Source organism: Bacillus sp. A260 (assembly GCF_009861435.1).
Lineage (GTDB): Bacteria > Bacillota > Bacilli > Bacillales > Bacillaceae_G > Bacillus_A > Bacillus_A cereus.
Map to the genome: position 1 here is coordinate 412061 of NZ_CP046398.1, position 23561 is coordinate 435621.

The window sequence follows — 23561 nt, forward strand, 5'->3', positions numbered from 1 at the left end:
CGCGCAAAGTGTCTTTTTGTGTATCTCCCATCATTATAGTTAGGAGATGAAAAGGATGAATATGAAAGAAATTAGTAAAGTAGTGGATTTGGTGAGAGAATCTAATCCGCTTGTTCATAATATTACAAATGTTGTTGTAACAAATTTTACTGCTAATGGTTTGTTGGCACTTGGGGCATCGCCTGTAATGGCGTATGCAAAAGAAGAAGTAGCAGAAATGGCTAGCATTGCTGGAGCGTTAGTATTAAATATGGGGACACTTCGTCCTGAAGAAGTAGAAGCGATGTTACTCGCGGGTAAATCAGCAAATGCGAACAATGTGCCAGTACTATTTGATCCAGTTGGTGCAGGAGCAACTTCGTATCGAACAGAAGTTGCGAGACATATTCCGGCTGAAATTGATTTAGCAATTATCCGCGGAAATGCAGCTGAAATAGCAAATGTTATTAATGAGAAATGGGAAATTAAAGGGGTAGACGCTGGTACTGGAAATGGCGATGTTGTAAGTATTGCAAGGCAGGCAGCAGATGAACTAAATACAGTTGCGGTCATTACTGGAAAAGAAGATGTTGTTACAGATGGAGAGAGAACTATTGTTATTCGAAATGGTCACCCTATTTTAACGAAAGTTACGGGAACAGGTTGTTTACTAACTTCTGTAATAGGAGCATTTGTAGCAGTGGAAAAAGATTATGTAAAAGCAGCAGTAGCAGCATTAACGTTTTATGGTGTAGCTTCGGAACTGGCAGCTGCTAAGACCGTGGAAAAGGGACCTGGTAGTTTCCAAATTGAATTTTTAAATCAGTTAGCGAATACTACTTCTGGTGATATTGAGAAGTATGGAAAGATTGAGGAGTTAGAGTAAGAGGGAGTGAAAGAAATGGCACGCATTGAAATAGATAAAATGTCTAAGCTATTGCAAGTGTATTTTATTATGGGAAGTAATAACTGCACGAGGGATCCTTTAGCTGTATTGAAAGAAGCGTTAGATGGTGGAGTGACAATTTTTCAGTTTCGCGAGAAGGGGGAAGGTTCTTTAATCGGAGAAGATAGAGTGCGCTTTGCAAAAGAATTGCAGACGCTTTGTAAGGAATATAGCGTTCCTTTCATTGTAAATGATGATGTAGAATTAGCCATTGAATTAGATGCAGATGGTGTTCATGTAGGACAAGATGATGAAGGAATTACATCTGTTCGTGAAAAAATGGGAGATAAAATTATCGGCGTATCTGCTCATACAATTGAAGAAGCACGCTTTGCAATCGAAAATGGAGCAGATTATTTAGGCGTTGGACCTATTTTCCCAACGAGTACGAAAAAAGATACGAAAGCGGTTCAAGGAACGAAAGGATTAGCTTATTTTAGAGAACAAGGAATTACAGTGCCAATCGTTGGTATTGGTGGGATTACAATTGAAAATACAGCAGCAGTTATAGAAGCGGGTGCGGACGGTGTTTCAGTTATTTCAGCAATTAGTTTAGCTGAATCGGCGTATGAAAGTACGAGAAAATTAGCTGAAGAAGTAAAGAGAAGTTTGTAGGGAAGGACGTGTAGCATTTTAAGTGCTGCATGGAGAAATAGACTGCCCAAAAATTTAAACAAACATTTGATTAAAAAAGCACAAACCTTTTTAAATAAAGGTTTGTGCTTTTTCTTTAAAACATAATTGAAATTAAGAGCATTCCAATTCCGATAGAAGTAAATGTTGCGATTAAGCCTGGAATCATAAAGCTATGATTTAATACGTATTTACCAATACCTGTTGTACCGGTACGGTCAAAGTTAATGGCAGCAACGATTGTGCCGTAGTTTGGAATGAAGAAATATCCGTTTACTGCAGGGAACATCGCAATCAGTAGCGCTGGTGGAATACCAAGGGATAGTCCAAGTGGCATTAAGGCACGTACTGTTGCTGCTTGGCTGTACAGTAAAATAGATAGAATGAATAGTGCGATGGCAAATAGCCAAGGTGCACTTGTTACTAAATGCTGAATGGATCCTTGAATCATATTTAAGTTTCCATTAAAGAAAGTATCTCCCATCCAAGCGATACCGAAAATAGCAACAACTGCTGTTGCCCCCGCTTTAAAGACGTTACCAGACACAATGCTTTCTACATTTGGTTTACAGAAAATAATAATAAGAGCCGCGATAGTTAACATAACCATCTCAATTGTATTCGGCATGGAAAGACGGGCTAACTTCCCATCAACTATCCATCCTGGACGAAGTGCTTCAAATGAACCAAGAAGTACAACAAGGAAGGTTCCTACAAGGAAAAGGATAACTGATAATTTTGCGCCCTTTACACCTACAAATTCTTTTTTCTCTTCAAGCTTAGGAATCATTCCTTCTTTTAATCGTTTTAAGTATTCAGGGTCTTCATTTAATTCTTTTCCCATCTTACTAGCAACGAATGCTGCTAACATACAAGCAATGAAAGTGGAAGGAATACTCACTTTTAAAATATCTAATAAAGTGATTTTATAGTCAGCTAACATTGCTAAAAGAGCAACTGTGGCAGCTGAAATTGGACTAGCTGTAATTGCTTGTTGAGAAGCGATTACGGCAATCGACATTGGGCGTTCCGGTCTAATCCCTGATTCACGAGAGACTTCTGCAATAACAGGAAGTACAGAATAGGCAACGTGACCAGTACCTGCACATAGTGTGAATAAATAAGTAACAATTGGAGCAAAAAAAGTAATACGCTTTGGATTTTTTCGTAATGCCTTTTCAGCTAGATGAACAAGATAGTCCATTCCTCCAGCAGCTTGCAAAGCACCAGCAGCTGTAATTACTGCCAAAATCATAAGCATTACATCGATAGGAGGCGCGGTTGGTTGTAGGTGGAAGACAAAAACGAGTATTGCCATACCAACTCCACCCATTACTCCTAAACCAACTCCGCCTAGGCGTGCACCAATAAAAATACAGAGTAACAAGGTAAGAAATTGTAGCCAAAACATGATAAACTACCTCCGAAATTCATTAGTTAAGATATATTCGAATAGTTTAATTTGAATGAAAATTAAATAAATACCCGAAGAAATCCTTGTTATTTATACATTTTTTATTATATAACACAAAAAAAGTAACATTCACGTACTTTTTGAAATTATTTCGAAAAAGCAATGCATTAAAAATTTGTATTTATATCTCTAAATAAGTAGACATTTTGATTTATATGTTGTAATCTTTGAAAGAGAATAAATTAATTCTCATAGAACTCCCATATCGTTCAACTCGTTCAGCGAGAAAGGCAAACTGATGGAAACATGAGGACGCAAAACTACAGGAGCTAAGGTCGAAAGGCTACGCTAGCCAGTTACCGGACGGATAGGGTTGGTCTTGGCCAATGCTTTTACATTGGCTTTTTTTTATTCTCGAACATATTGAGAAACATTTTCAAACAAAATATCCATATATTTTGTTTTTTTGTTTGTGTTGATTAAGGAAGGTGGATATTAATGAAAAAATATTGGCATAAGTTATCGTTCCTTCAAAAGAACGTCTTATTAACCGTATTAGTTATTTTGACACTTGTTGGAAGTATGGGTGCATTAAGTTTCAATATGTTTCAAAATAGTATGATGTCTTTATTTGAAAGGCAGTCTATTGAAACAGGAGAAATAGTATTGAAAAAACTGGATGTAGAATTAGTTAGAGACATGGCGAAAGATCCTACAGCCGAAAAAGTGAAAAAAGAAAAGTTAACAGAGAAATTAGATGAAGTATCAAAAGAATTGAAAAGCGTTGGACAAACGTATGTTACAGGAGCAAAGCCGAATGAAAAGCGAGAATTACAACTCGTTGGTTTGACTACAGAGTTAACAAATGCGTTTCCTATAAAGCCGGGAGATTATTATGAACAACCCGCTCATTGGATGAAGGCATACGATAAAGTGATTGATACGAAAAAGGCTCAAATGACAGAAGTATATGAAGATGAAATAGGTTCGTGGGTGACAATATTAGAACCAATTACAGATGGAGAAAACAATATTATTGCAATTGTTGCCGCTGACTTAGATGCTTCCATTGTTCCTATTACAAAAGAGAAGTTTATGATACAGGGTTTACTCTTTATCATTATTTCATTAGCAATTGCGACTATTACTCAATTCTTTATCGTGCGTCACTCGCTAGCTCCATTAAAAGATTTACGAGAAGGGTTACGTAAAATTGGTGAAGGTGACTTGAGTATTAAATTAAAAGAAAGACCAGATGATATTGGAATTATTAATGTTTATTTCAATAACACGATTGAAAAGTTTAAAGGGATTATAGATAAAGTAAGGCAAACTGCTGAGCAAGTTTCTTCTTCTTCACAAGAATTGTCGGCGAGTACAGAGGAAAACAGCATGGCAGTTCAAGAGATTGCAAGTTCTATTGAAGGTTTAAGAGTAGGGGCACAGTCTCAAAAAACTTCAGTACAACAATGTTTAGGGATTGTACATGGAATGGAAGATAAGGTAGAAGAGATAACTGGGGCTGCGAAACAAGTTGCGGTTGCTTCTGAAGGTATGGAACAACATTCAATTGAAGGTAATGAAGTGATTGGACAAATTATTAATCAAATGAGTTTAATCCAAAATGCAGTACAAGATTTGTCTTCCATCATTTATTCGTTAGAAACAAGGTCAAAAGAAATTAGTGATATCGTAACTGTAATTACAGGTATTTCAAATCAAACAAATTTATTAGCTTTAAATGCTTCTATTGAGGCTTCACGTGCTGGAGCAGCTGGAAGAGGGTTTGCAGTTGTTGCTGATGAAGTACGAAAATTAGCAGAACAGACGGAAGCGTCTGCTAAAGATATAGCGAAATTAATTGGTGAAACACAAGCTGAGACAGAAGATGCTGTAGTTTCCATGCAAAAAGGTTCAAAAGAAGTAGAAACTGGAATTTCGCTTGTTCAAAGTAGCGGAGATTTCTTTGAAAAAATCTCAAAATCAGCGCAATCTGTTACAGATCAAGTAAAAGCTGTTTCTGGTAATTCGAGTGATATTTTACAAAATAGCCAGAATATTGTTCAAGTCGTAAATGAATTATCACATATTGCAAATACTTATGCCAACAGCAGTAGTAATGTTGAAGAAAGCATGAAAGAGCAAGAAATATCAGTACAAGATATTGCAGAATTAGCGACTTCTTTAAGTTGGCTCTCTCAGGAATTACAAGAGCTTATTGGTGAGTTTAAAAGCGAATAAGGAGAAAGTTCAATTCTAATCAAGGGGGTATCTCCGCTACTGATTATGAATTGAACGAATCTGCCCTTTAATAAGGGATAAAAAAGGTGTGAATTTTCACACCTTTATTATATTTAAGAGAGGAATTTACATAAATATGAAATTAGCAATTTCTTATAGTGAGATGGTAAAAGAATTTTTAGAAAAAGTAGAAGGAAGTATTAAAATACCTAAAGATGTGCAAGGAACAGAACTTAGGATAAAAAGGAAAACGGAACTGTTTTCAAATTTGACTCACATTGTAGATTTAATAGGAGCGACTGCAACGTGGTTATATCATATTTCTAAAGAAAAACATATTGTCGTGCTTTATCATGTAAGAGGAAGTTTATTTCCGATTACTATTGAAGTTTCTAATTTTCTCTCCTATGAAAGTTTAAATTTACAAATTGAAGAGCAACTGGAGCAAATTAAAGAAATGAATGAGGAAGAAATAGAAGAGTTTCAAAACGGTAATACATTATATGAAATGTCACCTATTATTATTGGCGAAACATATTATGAGCTACAAGACACGAATACATTACAATTTGTATTTAGTAAAAATATGCAAAGTGTAGAAATAATATTTAATAGTGTTAATTGGAAAGAGACAACAATTACTCGTTATGCACAACAAATACAAGGTGTTTTAATTAATAAATCACAAAATAAGAATAATCATATAAATAATTTTAATATTATTACAGAGGCCGAGATGGCACTTTATAGTCAAGTGAATGATACGACAGCAGTATATCCTGAGAAAAGTATCGTCGATATGTTCTATAATACTGTTACTCAATTTCCAAATCGTATAGCTTTATCTTCAAGGGAAGGTACTTTAACTTATGAGGAGCTAAATAAAAAAAGTAATCAAATAGCTCATATGTTAATCAAAAACGGCGTCCAATTAGGAGACTATGTTGGAATATTTATGAAACGTAGCATAGACACAGTAGTAAGTATGGTAGCTATATTAAAAGCTGGTGCAGCGTATGTTCCGATTGATCCAGATTATCCGGAAAGTAGAATACAGTACATTATTCAAGATAGCCAAGCGAAAGTTATATTGATGAAAGAGACGCCTATAACATGTGATGGGGTTCAAACAGTTTCAATGTATGATAGTGAAACTTATGAAGATATAGATGTAAAGTTGTCTATTCATTGTGATGATGTAGCTTATATGATTTATACATCTGGTTCAACAGGGAATCCAAAGGGAACGATGTTAGCACATAGAGGCGTTGTTAATCTGTATACTTGGATGAAAAAGCAATATGAATTGACAGAAGAGGATGTATTTGCCCAATTTCCTTCCTTTAGTTTCGATGCTTCTGTATGGGAGTCATTTGCTTCTTTATTCTGTGGAGGAAACTTATATGTACTATTAGAGGAAGAGCGATTGTCTGTAGAAGCATTTGCAAATGCAATCTATAAAGTGAAAGCAACTTCAATCTTGGCATTAGCAACAATTTTTGTTCGACAAGTAGCAACTTATTTGGCAGAAGAAGATATATATAAGCTAGCTTCCCTAAAAAGAATTGCGATTGGCGGTGAAATGTTGCCTGTAGAGGTTATTAAATTGTGGAGAGAAAGAATAGGTACAAATGTTGAAATTCATAATGTATACGGACCGACAGAATGTACTGTAGTGACGACAACCTATAAAATACCTAGTCAGTTAAATGAGGATGTTGCGAGTATTCCCATTGGTAAACCATGTGCTAATTATCAAGTTATGATTTTGGATGAGAATATGAATCTTTGTCCAATTGGTGTACCTGGTGAATTATATATAGATTCAGTGGGATTAGCAAAAGGGTATTTTAATAAGCCTAATAAAACAATTGAAGCTTTTATTCCGAACCCTTTTAATCCTATAGTTAATATATATAAAACAGGTGATATCGTTAAGTTGCTAGAGGATGGAAATATAGAGTTTTTACATCGGAAAGATGATCAAGTAAAAATTAGAGGACATCGTATTGAACTAGGCGAAATCCAAAGTAAAATTTCTCAAAATCATAATATAAAAGAAAATGCTGTTTTTGCTAAGAAGAGTAAGGAAGGTAGCCAATATTTAATCGCGTTCTATACAACTTTAAATAAAAAAGAAATACCAGAATTAGTTTATCAGTTACAAGAGCAATTACCAGATTATATGGTGCCATCTAAACTAATTTATATTAATGAATTACCACTTACACCTAATAAAAAGATTGATGTTAAGAAGTTAGCTCAGTTAGAAGAAAAGTATGAACCGGTTCGTCTACAAGAATATGTTGCACCTTCTAATAAAGCAGAAAAACAAATAGCGAACGCCTGGGCGGAAGTATTAGGAATTTCAAAAGTTGGAGTGCATGATGATTTCTTTACAATTGGTGGACATTCATTAAAAGTATTACGAGTCTTAACATTGTTAAAAGAAGATTTCTCACATTTAACAATTCAAGATTTCTTTAAAGAAAGAACGATATATGGATTAGCTCGAATTGAGCGAGAAGTAAAAGTAGAGAAAGAAGAAGTATTTCGTGAATATAAAGTGATTCACGAACCAGATACTATCACGTATGCAAACGTTTTGGAAGAAAACCAGATTTCAAATGTCTTTTTAACAGGAGCTACTGGTTATTTAGGATCACACATATTATATGAATTGTTGAGAGATACAGCTGCTACTATTTATTGTTTAGTAAGACCAACTAAAGATGTGCAGCAAAGAATTATAGATACATTAACAGGCTACTTTAATGATGTATGTGAAGAATGGTTACAGCGTATACAGGCCGTAGCTGGTGATCTGGGAGAAGAGTATCTTGGGATGAGCGAAGAAGAATTTATGTTCATCAGTTCTAAGATGGATACGATAATTCATTGCGGTGCAGATGTAAGACATTTTGGGGATGTAAAACAATTTGAAAATATAAATGTCCAAGGAACTAGCCGTATGCTAGCATTAGCGGAGAAAGGTGCTACATTCCATTTTATTTCTACAATTGGTATCCCGTTAGAATTAGCGGTAGATCAATGGGATACATACATGAAAACTGGTGATTTTAATTACAGTGTAGACTTAGAGAATGTATATTCAAATAGTAAACTACAAGCGGAAAACATTGTTCGTGAAGCAATGAAAAATGGTTTGCGCGGAAATATTTATCGTGCAGGTAATTTAGCATGTCATTCAGAAACAGGTTCGTTCCAACAAAATATTGAAGGAAACGCATTTTATCGTCTTATTAAAACAATGCTATTAATTGGGAAAGCACCAAATGTGAAGTGGAAAGTTGATTTCACACCAATTGATTTTGCTAGTAAATCAATTGTATCGTATTTGCAAGATGCGCAAATTATAGGAGAGACGTTACATATTTGTCATCCACATCAAATTGAGTTTGAACAATTTATACAGCTAATTGGAGAGTGTGGATACAATCTTGAAATGGTTCCACTTTCAGAATATGTAAATACCGGACTTGCATTAGCGAAGGGAAATGAAGTAATAGCAGAGTTAATTGCTTCTCAAGTTGCAGGAGATGGAGCGCAGCAATCTGAAATTGTAATGGGTACGCGTAGAACGAATAAATGGATTAAGAAAAAAGAATTGATAGTACCAGCAATTAATAAAGAATTTATTCAGCAGTTATTAGCTCATGGTGAAAAAGTTGGTTATTTTCCAAAAATAATGAAATGATTATGCATGCTTTTGTTTGTTCAATAAAATAAATCATGCTACAATGAAAACGAATTAAGGACCGGGGAGCCAATTGGCTGAGAGGATGTAAGTAAACATCGACCCTCAACCTGATCTGGATAATGCCAGCGTAGGGAGTTACTTAAAGTGATGTAGCATATGTTATTCTGTAATAACTTGCATACAAGGCTTTCCTACGCAGTAGGAAAGCCTTTTCTTATTTTTGAAATTTATTTTTATAAGGGGGATTTTATTATGTCACAACAAGTTACAATGTCATTTTCAGTAGTACCACAAGCAAAAACGAAAGATGTATATTCTGTTGTCGATAAAGCAATTGAAGTTGTGCAACAATCGGGAGTTCGTTATGAAGTAGGGGCAATGGAAACAACTTTGGAAGGAGAATTAGATGTACTTCTTGATGTCGTTAAACGTGCGCAACAAGCTTGCGTCGATGCTGGAGCAGAAGAAGTGATTACTTCTATTAAAATCCATTATCGTCCAAGCACTGGTGTAACGATAGATGAAAAGGTTTGGAAGTACCGTGATGAATATGCAAAACCAGAAGCAATCTAAACTTATTACAACTATTTGGCTTATCCTTCTCATTGCGATATGGGAAGGATCTGTTTCATTATTTAAAATCGAACCGTGGATTTTACCAAAGCCTTCTGCCATTGTTCAAGAATTAATTGGGATGAAAGATTTACTATTACCAAATACGATGCAAACACTCCAGGAAGTTATAATTGGACTATTCTTTGCAATTTTATTGGGGACGAGCATCGCAATTATTATGGACGTTATACCGTTATTTCGTATTTTAATAAATCCATTGCTCGTTATTTCGCAAACAATTCCAATTGTTGTACTTGCACCGCTATTTATTATTTGGTTTGGATATGGGATGTTGCCGAAAGTAATGGTCGTAATACTCGTTTGTTTCTTCCCAATTGCGCTTAGTATTTTAGAAGGTTTTCAAACAGTAGATAAAAACATGCTGAAACTGTTACAAACAATGAAGGCGACAAAATGGCAAGTTTACCAGAAAGTAAAATTTCCAGCAGTGCTTCCATACTTTTTCTCAGGTTTAAAAATTGCAGTTACATATAGCGTAATGGGGGCAATTATCGGAGAATGGCTCGGTGCAAGTGAAGGATTAGGCGTTATGCTTACGAGGGCTACAAAATCCTTTTTGACTGCCCGAGTATTTGGTGTTGCAGCAATCATCGTTATGGTGACATTATGCCTGTATTTTATCGTAGAGTTTATGGCAAGAATAACAGCACCATGGATATATAGAAAGGACGGCAGAAAATGAAAAAAGGTTTGAAAGTTATGTTAGCTGCCTTAGTAGCGGTAGGTGTGGCTGGATGTAATCCGGCGAAGAAAGAAGAAAGTGCAAGTAAAGATCAAAAAGTAAAAGTAGTATTAGATTGGTTTCCAAATACGAATCATACTGGCTTGTATGTAGCGCAAACGAAAGATTATTACAAAAAGCAAGGATTAGATGTAGAAATTATTCAACCAGGTGACAATGTAACAGCAGAGCAAATGATAGCATCAGGAAAAGCAGACTTCGCAATAAGCGCACAAGAAAATGTAACGTTAGCTCGTGTGGAAGGAATTCCTGTTGTATCTGTAGGAGCGATTATTCAGCATAACACTTCAGCGTTTGCATCGCTTAAGAAAGATAATATGACGTCACCGAAAGATTTTGAAGGTAAACGTTACGGCGGCTGGGGAGGACCAGCGGAAGAAGCGACATTAAAGACGATTATGGATAAACATCAAGCTGATTTTAATAAAGTTGAAAAAATCATCTTAGGACAAACAGATTTCTTTAAATCAATCGGTCGTGATGCAGATTTCGAATGGATTTATTACGGTTGGGATGGTATTGAAGCGAAGCGCCAAGGAAAAGAGTTAAATACGATTATGGTGAAGGACTTAGATCCAGCGCTTGATTTCTATAGTCCTGTTATTATTACGAGTGAAAAACATACGAAGCAAGATAAAGACTTTGTGAAAAAGTTTATGAGTGCAACGACAGAAGGTTATAATTTTGCAATTAAGGAACCGAGAGAGGCTGCTGATATTTTAATTAAAGCTGTTCCAGATGTAAATAAAGATTTAGTTCAAGAAAGCCAAAAATGGTTAAGTACGAAGTATCAAGATGATGCTAAAGCATGGGGAGTACAGAAGGAAGAAATTTGGACGAATTACATGAATTTCTTATATGACAACAAAGTTATTAAAAAGAAAATCGATGTAAAAGATGCTTTTACAAATGAATTCCTTCCAAGTGAAAAATGAGCGGATTACAAATAAAAAATATAGTGAAATCTTTTGACGGAAAGAATGTATTAGAGAATATTAGTGCCTCTATACAAGAGGGAGAGTTTGTTTCCTTTGTAGGACCGAGTGGTTGCGGGAAAAGCACATTATTAAACATGATTGCAAATGTTGAAAAACCAACAAGCGGGAACGTAACGTATAACGATAAGCAAGTACAAGAGCAAGATGTTGTTAGTTATATGCCACAACAAGATTTATTACTACAGTGGCGATCAGCTTTGCAAAATATCGTTCTTCCGTTAGAAATTGAAGGAAAGCCGAAAAAACAAAGGCTGACAGAAGGAATGGAAGCATTAAAGCAGTTCCAACTAGATGAATATGCAGACCATTATCCAGATGAATTATCTGGTGGTATGCGTCAAAGAATTAGTTTTCTGCGCACATATTTATGTGAAAAGCCAATTATGCTGCTGGATGAGCCTTTTGGTAAATTAGATGCATTTACAAAAATGGAAGTACATAGCTGGCTTTTAAACTCTTGGCATCAAGAAAAGCAAACAATCGTTATGGTGACACATGACTTAGATGAGGCAATCTTGCTTTCAGATCGCGTATTTATTTTATCTCAAAGACCAGCGTCAATAGTTGGCGAGGTACAAGTGAAATTACCTAGGCCGAGAACGATGGATATGTTAACATCACTCGAATTAAAAAAGGATAAAGAAGAGATTTTAAGTGTGTTAGCTCCTTATATGAAAAAATAGAAAAAGCCTTTTAACAGTTTTTAGTATAATTACTGTTAAGAGGCTTTTTTTAGAATATGAAAAGATGGAGAAGGAACAAAAGGGAAAATAGAGAATAGAATATAACAGAGTAGTTTATACTCTTAATATAACAAATGTTAAAGGAGTGAAAGGATAAAATGACTTTATCAACTGTTCTTCAAATGGTTTTAGCTTGATATGGGAGAAGTCTGCCCATTTTTTAAGATTAAGCTAAATTGAAGACAGCAGGTAAAGAACCTTAATCCTTTTTTACGATAATATGTAATGGGTAAGGTGTATTCACCTTACCCATTTTTATATGCATAATTAAATAAGGCTTCATACTGTTGGTCTCTCTATTTAGCTTATGGACGATAAGTAAAGGAGAGAAAAAAATGAGTATATTAACAGTAGAAAATTTAAGTCATTCGTATGGTGAGAAAACCATCTTATATAATGTGTGCTTTCGATTATTAAAGGGGGAGCATGTTGGGTTAGTAGGGAAAAATGGGATTGGAAAATCAACACTGCTAAGAATTTTAACAGGAGAACTTATACATGATGATGGGAACATTGAATGGTTTCCACATGTGAAGGTTGGATTTTTGCAGCAGCATATAGATTTACAAGAAGGAATAACAATTGAAGGATACTTGCAAAGTGCATTTTCTAACTTGTATGCGATTGAATACGAAATGTTAAAAATTGCAGAAGAGATGGCTGAAGCAGTAGAAGTAGAAAAATTGTTAGTAAGGTATGGAGAGTTACAAACTATATTGGAAAACTCTAATTTCTATCAAATTCATACAGAAATTGAAGAAGTAGCAATTGGTTTAGGGCTGTTTGAAATAGGATTGGAAAAGGATGTTTCAAAGTTAAGTGGAGGACAGCGGACAAAGTTATTACTAGGAAAGCTTCTTCTAGAAAAAGCTGATGTTTTATTGCTAGATGAACCAACGAACTATTTAGATACAGCACATATAGAATGGTTGCAATCGTACTTGAAGTTGTATGAAAAAGCTTATATTATCATTTCGCATGACGAAGTGTTTTTGAACAATATTACGAATGTCATTTACCATCTAGAAGAACGAAAAGTTAAGCGATATGTAGGGGATTATGAAAAGTTTTTACAAAGTTATCAAGTGCAAAGGAAACAATTACAATCGGCGTATGTGAAACAACAAAAAGAAATTGCTCAGTTAGAAACATTTATTCAAAAAAATAAAATTCGAAAAGCAAAACAGGCAAAAAGTCGAGAGAAAGTATTGGAGAAAATGCGAAGGGTTGAAAAGGTAAATAATGTACCTCAGTCCTGTTTTGCTTTTACTGTTTATAATGAACCAGTAAGTCGTATATTACAGGCTGAGAAACTAAGAGTGGGTTATAGTGAGCCGTTATTTCCAGACTTGAATTTACAAGTGAAAAAAGGAGAAAAGATAGCTATTGTTGGTCAGAATGGTATTGGAAAAACGACAATATTAAAAACGTTATTAGGTCAAATAAAGCCGCTAAGCGGTTCGATTTTTGTTGGGGACCGAGTAAATCCTGCTTATTTTGCACAGGAAGAGTTTGCTTCAGAAATAACACCGTTAGAGAAAATTTGGGCAGAACGACCAGATATGACAAAGAAAGAAGCGCGCCAAGCATTAGCGAAGTGTGGATTGAAAGAAGAACACGTATTAAAACCTATTCGTTTATTAAGCGGTGGAGAGCAAACGAAAGTGCGTTTATGTGAACTTATCGTAACGAAAAGCAATGTTTTAATTTTAGACGAACCGACTAATCATTTGGATGTAGAAACTAAGATGGCTTTACAGGAAGCGTTACAACAATACAAAGGAACGATTTTAATTGTCTCACATGAACCTTCTTTCTATGAATCGTGGATAACAAAAGTATGGAATATAGAAGATTGGAATGCTGAACAATATGAATAAAGAAAAGGCATTAGCTTTTATGAGCTAATGCCTTTTCTTTGTGATTAACATGATTTTCGAGAACTCTTACATGAGAATTGTATGAAGAAGCACTCTTATGGTGCGCTTATAAGCGTGCTTTTTCTTTTGTTATATTTATAATAATACGAAAGCCTTTCCCTAACAGGTGACTATCTTTCTTTATATATATAGATAGTTCAAAACGGAATGAAAATAATTCCTATATGTAAAGGATAATGTGGATATTATAGGAAGACAATAGAAATTAAAGGAAATTCATGTAAAATTCAAATGAACTTCATATAAACTTCATATTAGAAACTAAATATAATCATAATAGGTTATTGTAATATTTTTGATTTTTCATAAAATTAAAAGTTTGAATTTAGGAAGTCTTGCTCGAACCTAAATTCAAACTTTAGTGAAATAATTAATGGATATTACGTCTAGTTTTCGCTAATGACGGCATTTAAAATTTCGGCAGGATTACCTGTTCCTGCACCGCCAATTGTAATAGATCCACCAGGAGGAATTTCGCCATTCCATCCTGCGTTTGTAATTACATAATGATTATTTGTTTTACTACTAATTTTAGAATCCCAAACTTGTGTTAAATTGCCGCTATAATCAAATTCTAATTTCCAATTTTTAATAGGAGTCGTTCCATTATTTTTGATTATAATCGAGAAGTTATAACCGCTGCCCCAATTCGAAGTGACTGAAAATGTAGCAGTGCCATTTCCATCAGGAGGTGTCGTATTAGTTTCATCCGTTTTGACAGTAAGAGCGGTAGGTTGTGATTTATTTCCAGCAACATCTTTGGCAATTACTGAAAATGTGTATTCTGTATTAGGTTTTAAGTTTTTAATTGTAATGCTATTTGTTGTTGTACTCCATTTCTCTTCTCCAGCAGTAATTTCATATTCCGTAACTCCTACGTTATCAGTAGATGCAGTCCAGTTTAATTGAACTGAGTTTGAATTTTTATTCGTAACTACAATATTTTTAACATTCGTTGGTGGCTCAGTATCTTTTTGACTAATAGGTCCACCAAGTAATTCTTTTACTAGCGTATCAAGTAATTTTGGACCACTACAACTATATTTTGGACTTGTACGGCAATCCCCGCTTAGTTCCCAAAACATTGCTCCACTTAAACCCTTCGTCTTTATATAGTCTGTTTTATATTTCATAGATTCATTGTCATCGTAGCTAATAAATGTGCCTGTAGTCGCATTATATAAGTAAGGTACTTTAGCAGTGTCATTCCAGTAGCGTACAAAACCATTTTTATTAACGTAATTGGCTGCTAAATCACCGTAATCATACACACCTGTGTCACCGGTAGAATAATCATCCCAAGTACCTTTAGAAGCAAGTTTCCCATCGCTACCTGGTTTGCAAGGTTGATATTGTCCGTTATTTTCTTTGCCACAACTTTTCCAGCCACGTCCGTAAAAGGGTACGCCTAATACTAGTTTATCGACTGGAACACCTTCATTTGTATAAACATTTATAGCACCATCTACGTAAAAATTCGTATTTGCTGCTGGATCATTTGGATCCTTATATAGAGCTGCATTATGATTAGAAGTAGCTTCCCATCCGCCGTGGAAATCATATGTCATAATATTAATCCAATCGAGTATTTGAGAAATTTTCTTTAGCTCTGTATGATCAGCGTAGCGTTGGCTTGCACCTGAAGCGATTGTTAGTAAATATTGTTTGCCATCTTCAGTACCTGCTTTATTCAAAGCATTTCGGACGTCTTGAAGAAGGAGAGTGAAATTTTGTTTATCTTCAGGACGATAACTACCACCAGGAATCGTTTCAACGCCCGGATATTCCCAGTCTAAATCTACGCCATCAAACCCATATGCGCGAAGAAAAGCTACTGTAGATTCAGCAAATACTTTTCTTGTTTTTTCATCAGCGGCCATATCAGAAAAGCGGTTAGACCAAGTCCAGCCACCAACGGAAATAATTGTTTTTAAGTGAGGATATTTAGCTTTTAATCGTTTTAGTTCTCCGAAATTTCCGCAACGGGCATATTTATCGCAATCTTCCCAAGTTGTACCTGAGCCAGGATACGATTTGGTAACATCAGCCCATGGTTCCCCGAGTACGAGAGTACCATTAGGAACCTCTTTATTTTGCAATGGTACACCAGATTCTTTACAGTTCCACGTTTGTTTATTTGGATTATCAGGATGAGTAGAAGGGTTTCCATGTTTTCCATTCCAACAAATATCCGCGAAAGCATAGTTAAGGTGAGTAAGTTTTGATGCATCAATGTCAGCAACTTGATAATTACGTCCGTAAACGCCCCACGAAGGAAAGTACCCAACAATTTTTTGATTTTGCTTTGGTGAATCTGCTAATGCGAGATTTGGAGTAATAAAATTTGTGAGAAAAAGAGGTAAGAAAAGTAGTAGAGATAGTAATAGCAGTGTGAATTTTTGAGACCTCATAGCCATTTCTCCTTTCAAAATAAAAGATATATTTAAAGGCATACGCCAATAAACCAAAATGAATCTAGACGTATGAAACGTCTAGATAAAATGATCAGACATCACGAAGTCTATACAAGGGAGCTGGGGGTGATTAAATCGTAACAAATGTAAGATTTAGTGTAAACGCTTTATTAAGTTGAAAAAGACTTTCTCAATACAAAAAGGCTTGAATACAAACTATATATGAAAACGAAAGATTGGTATGGGAAGAAAAAGCTCATTATAAATAAATTTGAGAAAAAATTGTATGGAGCCAATTATTAAAGACGTAGAAAGATAAGGAAATATCATGTAAAATAATAGTAAAAATATGTAAAGGAGGGAATAGTGTGGATGTGTTTTTGAACATTGCTGAAGAAAAAATTCGACAAGCAATACGGAATGGTGATCTTGATTATCTTCCGGGAAAAGGAAAACCACTACAATTAGAAGATCTTTCAATGGTACCTCCAGAACTTAGAATGAGTTATAAAATTTTAAAAAATGCGGGAATGATTCCACCAGAAATGGAACTACAAAAAGATATATTAAAAATAGAGGATCTAATTGCTTGCTGTTATGATGAAGAAGAGAGAAAGAAATTACGAGAAGAGTTAACAGCAAAAACGCTTCGTTTTCAGCAGGTAATGGAAAAGAGAAAGATTAAAGATAGTTCAGCTTTTCGTATGTATCAAGGCAAATTATTTCGTAAATTACGCTAAGAGGGATAAGATGACTACATTTAAAACGATAGAAGAATTAGCGACCTATATCGAAGAACAACAATTGGTACTTCTGTTTATTAAAACGGAAAATTGTGGTGTTTGTGATGTTATGCTAAGAAAAGTAAATTGCGTATTAGAGAATTATGATTACGTAGAGAAAATAGAGATATTACTACAAGACATGCAAGAGATTGCGGGGCGATATGGAGTATTTACAGGGCCAACAATTTTATTATTTCATAATGGAAAAGAAATTCTTCGTGAATCACGCTTCATTTCACTTGAAAATCTAGAGAGAATCATTCAATTATTCGAGGAATAGGGGAGGCTTTTATATGGGATTTATTATTGTCATACTATTATTTGTTGTAGTTGGAATAATCGTAACAGCAGTTCGATCGAACAAAAAGAAGGTGAACTTGGCGAAACAAAATAACATACATAATTCATCTAACAGCTCATCACCATTATTTTTCTTTGCTGGATCGGATAATGATAGCTCGCATGATGGCGGTTCACATGATTGTGGAGGCTCTTTTGGGGGAGATAGCGGAGGAAGCTGCGGTGGCGGTGGGGATTGATGAAAATGCGCCTTATATAGGCGTATTTCTTTTTAAACAAACATTTGATTAGTCGGCTTACATATACATAAACACAGTTAAACAAACGTTTGATTAATATTTTTAACATACTAAGGGGAATGGAAATGAAAAGGGAACCGAAAGTGAAAAATAAGGGGAAAGTAGTGTTATTTTTATTAGCTGCGGGAGGCGTATTTCTTGTTAAATTAGCATTTAAATTTGGAACAATACATATGATTCGAACTTGGTTTGAAAGTACGTTTTCTTAAATAAGGAATATAGCCTCTTGCGATAGAGGTTTTTGATTTGTTATTATTAGACTGAACGGTCGGTTTAAAGAGGTGTGAATATGAGAAGAAGCGCAGAAGAGATAAAGAAAGAAATTGCATACAAAGCAGAAAGTCTATTTTCACAGAAGGGCTACGCAGCTACATCTATGGAAGAGATTTGTGAAATTACAAAGCGAAGTAAAGGAAGTATTTATTATCACTTTAAAAGTAAAGAAGAATTATTTTTATTTGTAGTGAAACAGCATACGTATGATTGGCTTGAAAAATGGAATGAAAAAGAGAAGTTGTATAGCACTAGTACTGAAAAACTATATGGTCTCGCGGAATATCATGTAGAGGACATACAGCAACCAATTTCAAATGCCATAGAGGAATTCTCTATGAGTCAAGTTGTAAGTAAAGAGATTTTGGAGGAACTATTAGCTTTAACTAGAGAATCATATGTTATGTTTGAGAAATTAATTGAAGCAGGTATACAGTCTGGAGAGTTCCGTGAAGATAATACTCGTGATCTTATGTATATTGTGAATGGATTATTATCAGGGCTTGGAGTACTTTACTACGAGCTAGATTATAAAGAGTTGAAGCGTATTTATAAAAAGGCAATAGATGTATTGTTAAAAGGAATGGCAGCTGAATAATAGGTCAGTTGCTTTTCTTACAAAATAAATTAGACTGAACGGTCGGTTTGTGAAAGGGGAATGAAAATGAACGCTTTATTTAAAAACCGAGCATTTATGCTCGTTATGGCGTCTGATATTTTACAACAATTTGCAATTTGGATCAGAAATATGGCTCTTTTGTATTTTATAATGGAGCGAACGAATAATGATCCGGTTTCTGTTTCTTTGTTATCAGTTATGGAATATGCACCTATTTTTATTTTCTCGTTTATCGGTGGTGCGCTAGCTGATCGCTGGAATCCGAAAAGAACAATGGTCGCTGGAGATGTGTTGAGTGTACTGTCTATTATAGGAATTGTCCTGTTGTTAAAGCTGGATTATTGGCAGGCTATATTTTTTGCGACACTCATTTCCGCGATTGTAGGTCAGTTTTCTCAGCCCTCATCTTCGCGTATATTTAAGCGCTATGTAAAAGAAGAAGAGATAGCAAATGCGATTGCATTTAACCAAACATTACAGTCATTATTTCTGATTTTTGGACCAGTGGTAGGATCGCTTGTGTATACACAACTTGGTTTATTTACGTCACTATATAGCTTAATCATTTTATTTTTGTTATCTGCTATCGCCCTTTCATTTTTACCAAAATGGGTTGAAAAAGAGCAAGTGGCGAGAGATTCATTAAAAAATGATATAAAAGAAGGTTGGAAGTATGTTCTTCATACGAAAAATTTACGTATGATTACGATTACTTTCACCATTATAGGCTTAGCTGTTGGATTAACAACTCCATTAGAGGTGTTTCTTGTAATAGAACGCCTTGGAATGGAAAAGGAAGCAGTTCAATATTTAGCTGCAGCTGATGGAATAGGTATGTTAATTGGTGGTATTGTTGCTGCAATTTTCGCTTCAAAAGTGAATCCGAAAAAAATGTTTGTATTCGGTATGGGCATATTAGCAATGTCATTTTTAGTAGAAGGGCTATCTACATCATTTTGGATTACTAGTTTCATGAGGTTTGGAACAGGTATTTGTTTAGCTTGTGTTAATATTGTTGTCGGTACGCTTATGATTCAACTTGTACCAGAAAATATGGTTGGAAGAGTAAATGGGACGATTTTACCACTGTTTATGGGGGCAATGCTAATTGGAACTTCACTAGCTGGAGGATTAAAGGAACTAACTTCACTAGTTACTGTGTTTTGTATAGCAATGGCACTTATTTTATTAGCGATAGGGCCAGTTCTACGTATGCAAATAAAAAAAGAAGATGTTGCTAATAAAGAGGCACTAACAAATTCGTTAGCTTCGAAATAACTATTGTAAGGGAGCAATATTGCTCCCTTTTTCTTTGAGGAACTTTTGACAACTATATGAGCCAATTATATACTGATGTTGTAAAAACGATTTTACAGGTTAGGAGCAATGGTGTGAAAAATCAAATCTATGAATTACGCACTGAAAATAATATTTCACAAGGCGCATTAGCTGATAAATGTAAAGTTTCTAGACAAACGATAAATGCAATTGAGAATAATAAATATGATCCAAGTTTAGCGTTAGCATTCCGTTTAGCTGAAGTATTAGGAACAACTGTTGATAAATTATTTTTGTACAAGCAGTAGAGTCGTTCATTATAAGTCGCACCTTTAAAAATAAAAAAGATCCTCTTCTTATGAGAAGAGGATCTTTTCTTATAGCGTTTTAGTCTTTGGACTAGGTGGTGTAACGGATGTATTATTTTCTGGAACTCTAGTTAGTAAAAATCCTCCGATAATAAACAGAACAATAATACTAAGAACACCAGCGTTTGTTTTTCCTGTTAATTGGGTTGTAACACCGACTAATACCGGACCCATAATTGCGGCAAACTTGCCAAATATATTATAAAATCCGAAGAATTCATTAGCAGATTCTTTAGGTACTAGTTTTGCAAAGTATGAACGACTTAGTGCTTGAATACCACCTTGAGATGTAGCAACTAACATTGCTAAAATCCAAAAATCAAGTGTCGTTTTTAAAAAATAAGCATATGTGCAAATAATGATATAAATAATGATACCGACATATAACATTTTTTTACCAGTAAATGTTTCAGATAATTTTCCGTATAGTAAAGCAAATGGACAAGCGACAATTTGTGTTACAAATAATATGATTAATAGATTCGTTGCACTAATACCGAGATCGGTTCCGTAAGCGGTAGACATAGTAATAATTGTGTCGACTCCGTCAATATAGAAAAAGTAAGCGATTAGAAACATAAATACAGTTTTATATTCTTTAATATTTTTAAAAGTATCAGCAAGACGTTTGAAGCTCATTCTAATAGGTCTTGGATGACGCTCAATATAGTGTGTTTGCTCTACGTTTTTTAGCATTGGAATTGTAAATAATCCCCACCAAAGAGCTGTTATTGCAAAGGAAATTTGACTAGCAATGCCGACCGATAAGGGAATAGTTCCTTTTTGGGAAAGAATAATAAGAGCGATACAACCGATAAAAGGAATTGTACTCCCGATATAACCCAATGCAAATCCTCTTGTAGAAATTCGGTCCATTCTATCTTCAGAAGTGACGTCTACTAAAAATGCATCATAGAAAATGTTTGCTCCAGCAAAGCCGATTAAGGCGAGCATATAGCACCCTAGCAATAAGTACCACTGAGAGGTTGGAACGACTGCTAACATACTTGTAAATACGATACCGAGTCCAAAGAAGAATGTGAAAAAACGTTTTTTAAATCCTTTATAATCAGCAACTGTGCCAAGAATAGGAGCAAGTATAGAAATTAAAAGTGTTGCGAATGAGTTTGCATATCCCCAATATGCTGTTGAAGTTGCCCCAGATAGTCCAGCTTCTTTTGCAGCTGCTTTAAAGTAAATTGGAAATAATGCAGTTGTAATGACGAGCGAGTATACAGAGTTCGCCCAATCGTATAATATCCAGCTTTTTTCTTGTCTGGACATTTTTTCCATATAATGTTCCCCCTTAAATTTGTTTTACTAACAGTGTACAAAAATAAAAATTATAAAAAGAGAAACAGTGATGAATTTTACATAACTTTTACATATATACACTGTTCTTTACAATTGGAGTAAATCCTCTACAATTGCTCCGTCTGTTTCACCTAAGTGTAAACCGAGTAGTCTAGCGATAGTTGGGCCCTCATCAATAAGTCTCATATACGGTATGGTAATGCCGCTTTTTATCCCTTTCCCAGCAGCTATAAAAATTGTTTCATAGTTAGGTTTTGTTGGAGAGTATCCATGCGTACCAAATGTATATTTTTTACTGGGCGTAACATCTTTTTCGGTAATTTCTTTTATAAAATCTCCTGTATAGTTTTCAGTGAAATAATACCCTTCTCGTGCTTCTAACATGAATAAACAATTACCGTCTGCACCGCAGTCTTTCGCAGCTTCATCATGAAGTATAAATTCAATTCCGTTTTGTTTATTTTGAAGTAGTTCTTCAAGGAGTAGTTGTACCTCCCGAATTGTATCCGTATCATTTTTGTCCTTTACATATACATAGGCAGAGCCGTCGCAACTTTGGCAATAGGCTTTCCAGTCTACTAATTTTCTTTTTTTATTAAGAGATATAAGTCCTCTTTGATGGAATAGCACATTTAATTGTATGGATTTGTTTTCACTTAAAGCGCTATGATCACCAAGGGCAATAATTGTACTTTCTTCGTATAAGTCACTTTCTTTTAGTGCTTGAATAATTTTCCCTAGACGTTCGTCGTGTCTCTGGATAGCAGCTATTGTTTCGTTAGATTCAAAGCCGTGATAGTGTCTTTGTGTGTCTAGATCGGTGAAATGTACGAACATGATATTAGGCTTTTTCGTCTGGATTGTATGCACAGCAGAGGCGAGGACGAAATCATCCAGCTCTGGTTGTGATAAACCATTTCTTATATGGCCGAAACGACGATTTAAATCTAATTGGTATAGTGGGCTACCGCTAAATAAGGAAACTAACACTTGATTTTGCCAAGGTCTATTTGGAAAAATTTCTGGTAAATTGTAATCGATGTTCGCTCTTCCAGTAACAGGCCATAGAAGGGCAGCTGTCGTTAAATTTGCTTTGCGCGCTTCATCATACAATGTTGTTCCTTTTATTGATTTTCGGTACCAATGCCAATCAGGTGATTCACGCCCTGGTTGAAGTAACGTATTGCTAACAACACCGTGCTTGTTAGGGTAATTACCGGTTACGATTGTTGAGTGGCTTGGATATGTTACAGAAGGATAAATTGGTTCTACTTTTTCGACAACCGTGCCCTTTTTTATTAGAGATTGGAAATGAGGTAGTTTTTGTAGTATAGGAAAATCTAAAGCTGATAAACAGTCGAATGATAAAATAATGACATGGTTTGTTAATGCTTTATCCATAAAGTTCCCTCCTGATTATATAAAACCTATTCTTATATATTACTATTAATACCTAGTAATAAAAATATATTTTTATGTGAAAATTTATTATTTATTTTCAGAAAAATTAAACATATAATTAAGTATAAGGGAATCTATGGAAGGAGGAAACACTATGGATTGGTTAGATGGATTTGGTATCTTTTACATCATTGGCGGAATCACGATTATACTTGTATTTGCTATTTCATATTTACTAAAGAAACGGTTTCCAGACAAACAGTTCGATATTATATTTGCACTTAGTTTAATACTTCTTTGCTTAGCGTCCTTTCCCGTTACAATGATTGTTATTGGTGGGTGGGAAGGAATGGGATATGGATTTATTGGTTTCTTCGTCCTACTTGGTACACTTATCGGTATGATTGCACATCAACTTGTGAAAATTACGTGGAAAAGCTACGTATAAAACTGCAAAAAATGAAAAGAATATATAAAAATAAGAAAATTAGCTATTGTTTTAAAAAAGAATTTGTAT

Annotated in this window: 21 protein-coding genes and 2 riboswitches; of the genes, 17 read left to right on the plus strand and 4 right to left on the minus strand. The window is 34.9% G+C overall.

The window, feature by feature from the left end; translation table 11 throughout:
• The first annotated feature begins 55 nt into the window (after window positions 1–55).
• Window positions 56–865: a hydroxyethylthiazole kinase gene (gene thiM, locus GD442_RS02155; protein WP_086408065.1), complete on the plus strand. Its 810-nt coding sequence runs from the start codon at window positions 56–58 to the stop codon at window positions 863–865.
• 15 nt (window positions 866–880) lie between these two features.
• Entirely contained in the window at window positions 881–1540 is a 660-nt protein-coding gene (thiE, locus tag GD442_RS02160) for a thiamine phosphate synthase (protein WP_000090960.1), read from the plus strand.
• Window positions 1541–1655: 115 nt separating this feature from the next.
• On the opposite strand, the gene GD442_RS02165 is transcribed toward thiE, so the two are convergent.
• Complete coding sequence (locus GD442_RS02165) at window positions 1656–2969, minus strand: anaerobic C4-dicarboxylate transporter family protein (protein ID WP_000498704.1); 1314 nt, start codon at window positions 2967–2969, stop codon at window positions 1656–1658.
• 282 nt (window positions 2970–3251) lie between these two features.
• Window positions 3252–3336: riboswitch (cyclic di-GMP riboswitch) on the plus strand.
• 134 nt (window positions 3337–3470) lie between these two features.
• On the opposite strand from GD442_RS02165, the gene GD442_RS02170 reads away from it, so the two are divergent.
• The 7 genes from GD442_RS02170 (at window position 3471) to GD442_RS02200 (ending at window position 13933) form a co-directional block, all read left to right on the plus strand.
• Window positions 3471–5213, plus strand: coding sequence for a methyl-accepting chemotaxis protein (locus GD442_RS02170; protein WP_000761079.1), 1743 nt, complete (start codon window positions 3471–3473; stop codon window positions 5211–5213).
• Window positions 5214–5349: 136 nt separating this feature from the next.
• Entirely contained in the window at window positions 5350–8931 is a 3582-nt protein-coding gene (locus tag GD442_RS02175) for a non-ribosomal peptide synthetase family protein (protein ID WP_140348643.1), read from the plus strand.
• A 52-nt stretch (window positions 8932–8983) separates the two neighbouring features.
• A riboswitch (TPP riboswitch) is annotated at window positions 8984–9085 on the plus strand.
• Between the two features lie 101 nt (window positions 9086–9186).
• The gene (locus GD442_RS02180; protein ID WP_000082906.1) at window positions 9187–9507 is read left to right on the plus strand and encodes an MTH1187 family thiamine-binding protein; all 321 of its coding nucleotides are present in this window, start codon (window positions 9187–9189) and stop codon (window positions 9505–9507) included.
• Window positions 9479–10252, plus strand: coding sequence for an ABC transporter permease (locus tag GD442_RS02185; protein ID WP_001057166.1), 774 nt, complete (start codon window positions 9479–9481; stop codon window positions 10250–10252). The genes GD442_RS02180 and GD442_RS02185 overlap by 29 nt, the downstream gene beginning before the upstream one ends.
• Complete coding sequence (locus GD442_RS02190; protein ID WP_017657406.1) at window positions 10249–11247, plus strand: ABC transporter substrate-binding protein; 999 nt, start codon at window positions 10249–10251, stop codon at window positions 11245–11247. Before GD442_RS02185 ends, GD442_RS02190 begins: the two co-directional genes overlap by 4 nt.
• Complete coding sequence (locus tag GD442_RS02195) at window positions 11244–11993, plus strand: ABC transporter ATP-binding protein (RefSeq protein WP_000016090.1); 750 nt, start codon at window positions 11244–11246, stop codon at window positions 11991–11993. The genes GD442_RS02190 and GD442_RS02195 overlap by 4 nt, the downstream gene beginning before the upstream one ends.
• 395 nt (window positions 11994–12388) lie before the next feature.
• Window positions 12389–13933, plus strand: a complete 1545-nt coding sequence (locus tag GD442_RS02200; RefSeq protein WP_000025957.1) for an ABC-F family ATP-binding cassette domain-containing protein — start codon at window positions 12389–12391, stop codon at window positions 13931–13933.
• A 446-nt stretch (window positions 13934–14379) separates the two neighbouring features.
• Here the strand turns inward: GD442_RS02200 and GD442_RS02205 are convergent, their stop codons facing one another.
• Entirely contained in the window at window positions 14380–16404 is a 2025-nt protein-coding gene (locus GD442_RS02205; RefSeq protein WP_001257473.1) for a glycosyl hydrolase family 18 protein, read from the minus strand.
• A 371-nt stretch (window positions 16405–16775) separates the two neighbouring features.
• On the opposite strand from GD442_RS02205, the gene GD442_RS02210 reads away from it, so the two are divergent.
• The 7 genes from GD442_RS02210 (at window position 16776) to GD442_RS02240 (ending at window position 20269) form a co-directional block, all read left to right on the plus strand.
• Complete coding sequence (locus GD442_RS02210; protein WP_000382376.1) at window positions 16776–17147, plus strand: DnaJ family domain-containing protein; 372 nt, start codon at window positions 16776–16778, stop codon at window positions 17145–17147.
• A gap of 10 nt (window positions 17148–17157) precedes the next feature.
• On the plus strand, window positions 17158–17472 hold the full coding sequence (locus tag GD442_RS02215; RefSeq protein WP_000206515.1) for a thioredoxin family protein: 315 nt from the start codon (window positions 17158–17160) through the stop codon (window positions 17470–17472).
• A 13-nt stretch (window positions 17473–17485) separates the two neighbouring features.
• On the plus strand, window positions 17486–17731 hold the full coding sequence (locus GD442_RS02220) for a hypothetical protein (RefSeq protein WP_000505774.1): 246 nt from the start codon (window positions 17486–17488) through the stop codon (window positions 17729–17731).
• 125 nt (window positions 17732–17856) lie between these two features.
• Complete coding sequence (locus GD442_RS02225) at window positions 17857–18000, plus strand: hypothetical protein (RefSeq protein ID WP_000817981.1); 144 nt, start codon at window positions 17857–17859, stop codon at window positions 17998–18000.
• 80 nt (window positions 18001–18080) lie between these two features.
• Complete coding sequence (locus GD442_RS02230) at window positions 18081–18662, plus strand: TetR/AcrR family transcriptional regulator (RefSeq protein WP_001254450.1); 582 nt, start codon at window positions 18081–18083, stop codon at window positions 18660–18662.
• Window positions 18663–18728: 66 nt separating this feature from the next.
• Window positions 18729–19961 (plus strand): MFS transporter, encoded by a 1233-nt coding sequence (locus GD442_RS02235; protein ID WP_000992547.1) that lies wholly within the window; start codon window positions 18729–18731, stop codon window positions 19959–19961.
• A gap of 56 nt (window positions 19962–20017) precedes the next feature.
• Window positions 20018–20269 carry a helix-turn-helix transcriptional regulator gene (locus GD442_RS02240; RefSeq protein WP_002023181.1) on the plus strand — a complete coding sequence of 84 codons (252 nt, stop codon included), beginning with the start codon at window positions 20018–20020 and terminating at the stop codon, window positions 20267–20269.
• A gap of 69 nt (window positions 20270–20338) precedes the next feature.
• On the opposite strand, the gene GD442_RS02245 is transcribed toward GD442_RS02240, so the two are convergent.
• Together GD442_RS02245 and GD442_RS02250 are read right to left on the minus strand one after the other, a co-directional pair.
• The gene (locus GD442_RS02245; protein ID WP_086408064.1) at window positions 20339–21622 is read right to left on the minus strand and encodes an MFS transporter; all 1284 of its coding nucleotides are present in this window, start codon (window positions 21620–21622) and stop codon (window positions 20339–20341) included.
• Between the two features lie 108 nt (window positions 21623–21730).
• Window positions 21731–23044, minus strand: a complete 1314-nt coding sequence (locus GD442_RS02250) for an alkaline phosphatase family protein (RefSeq protein ID WP_000356409.1) — start codon at window positions 23042–23044, stop codon at window positions 21731–21733.
• Window positions 23045–23198: 154 nt separating this feature from the next.
• On the opposite strand from GD442_RS02250, the gene GD442_RS02255 reads away from it, so the two are divergent.
• Window positions 23199–23492 (plus strand): YesK-like family protein, encoded by a 294-nt coding sequence (locus tag GD442_RS02255; protein ID WP_140348641.1) that lies wholly within the window; start codon window positions 23199–23201, stop codon window positions 23490–23492.
• Window positions 23493–23561: the final 69 nt, after the last annotated feature.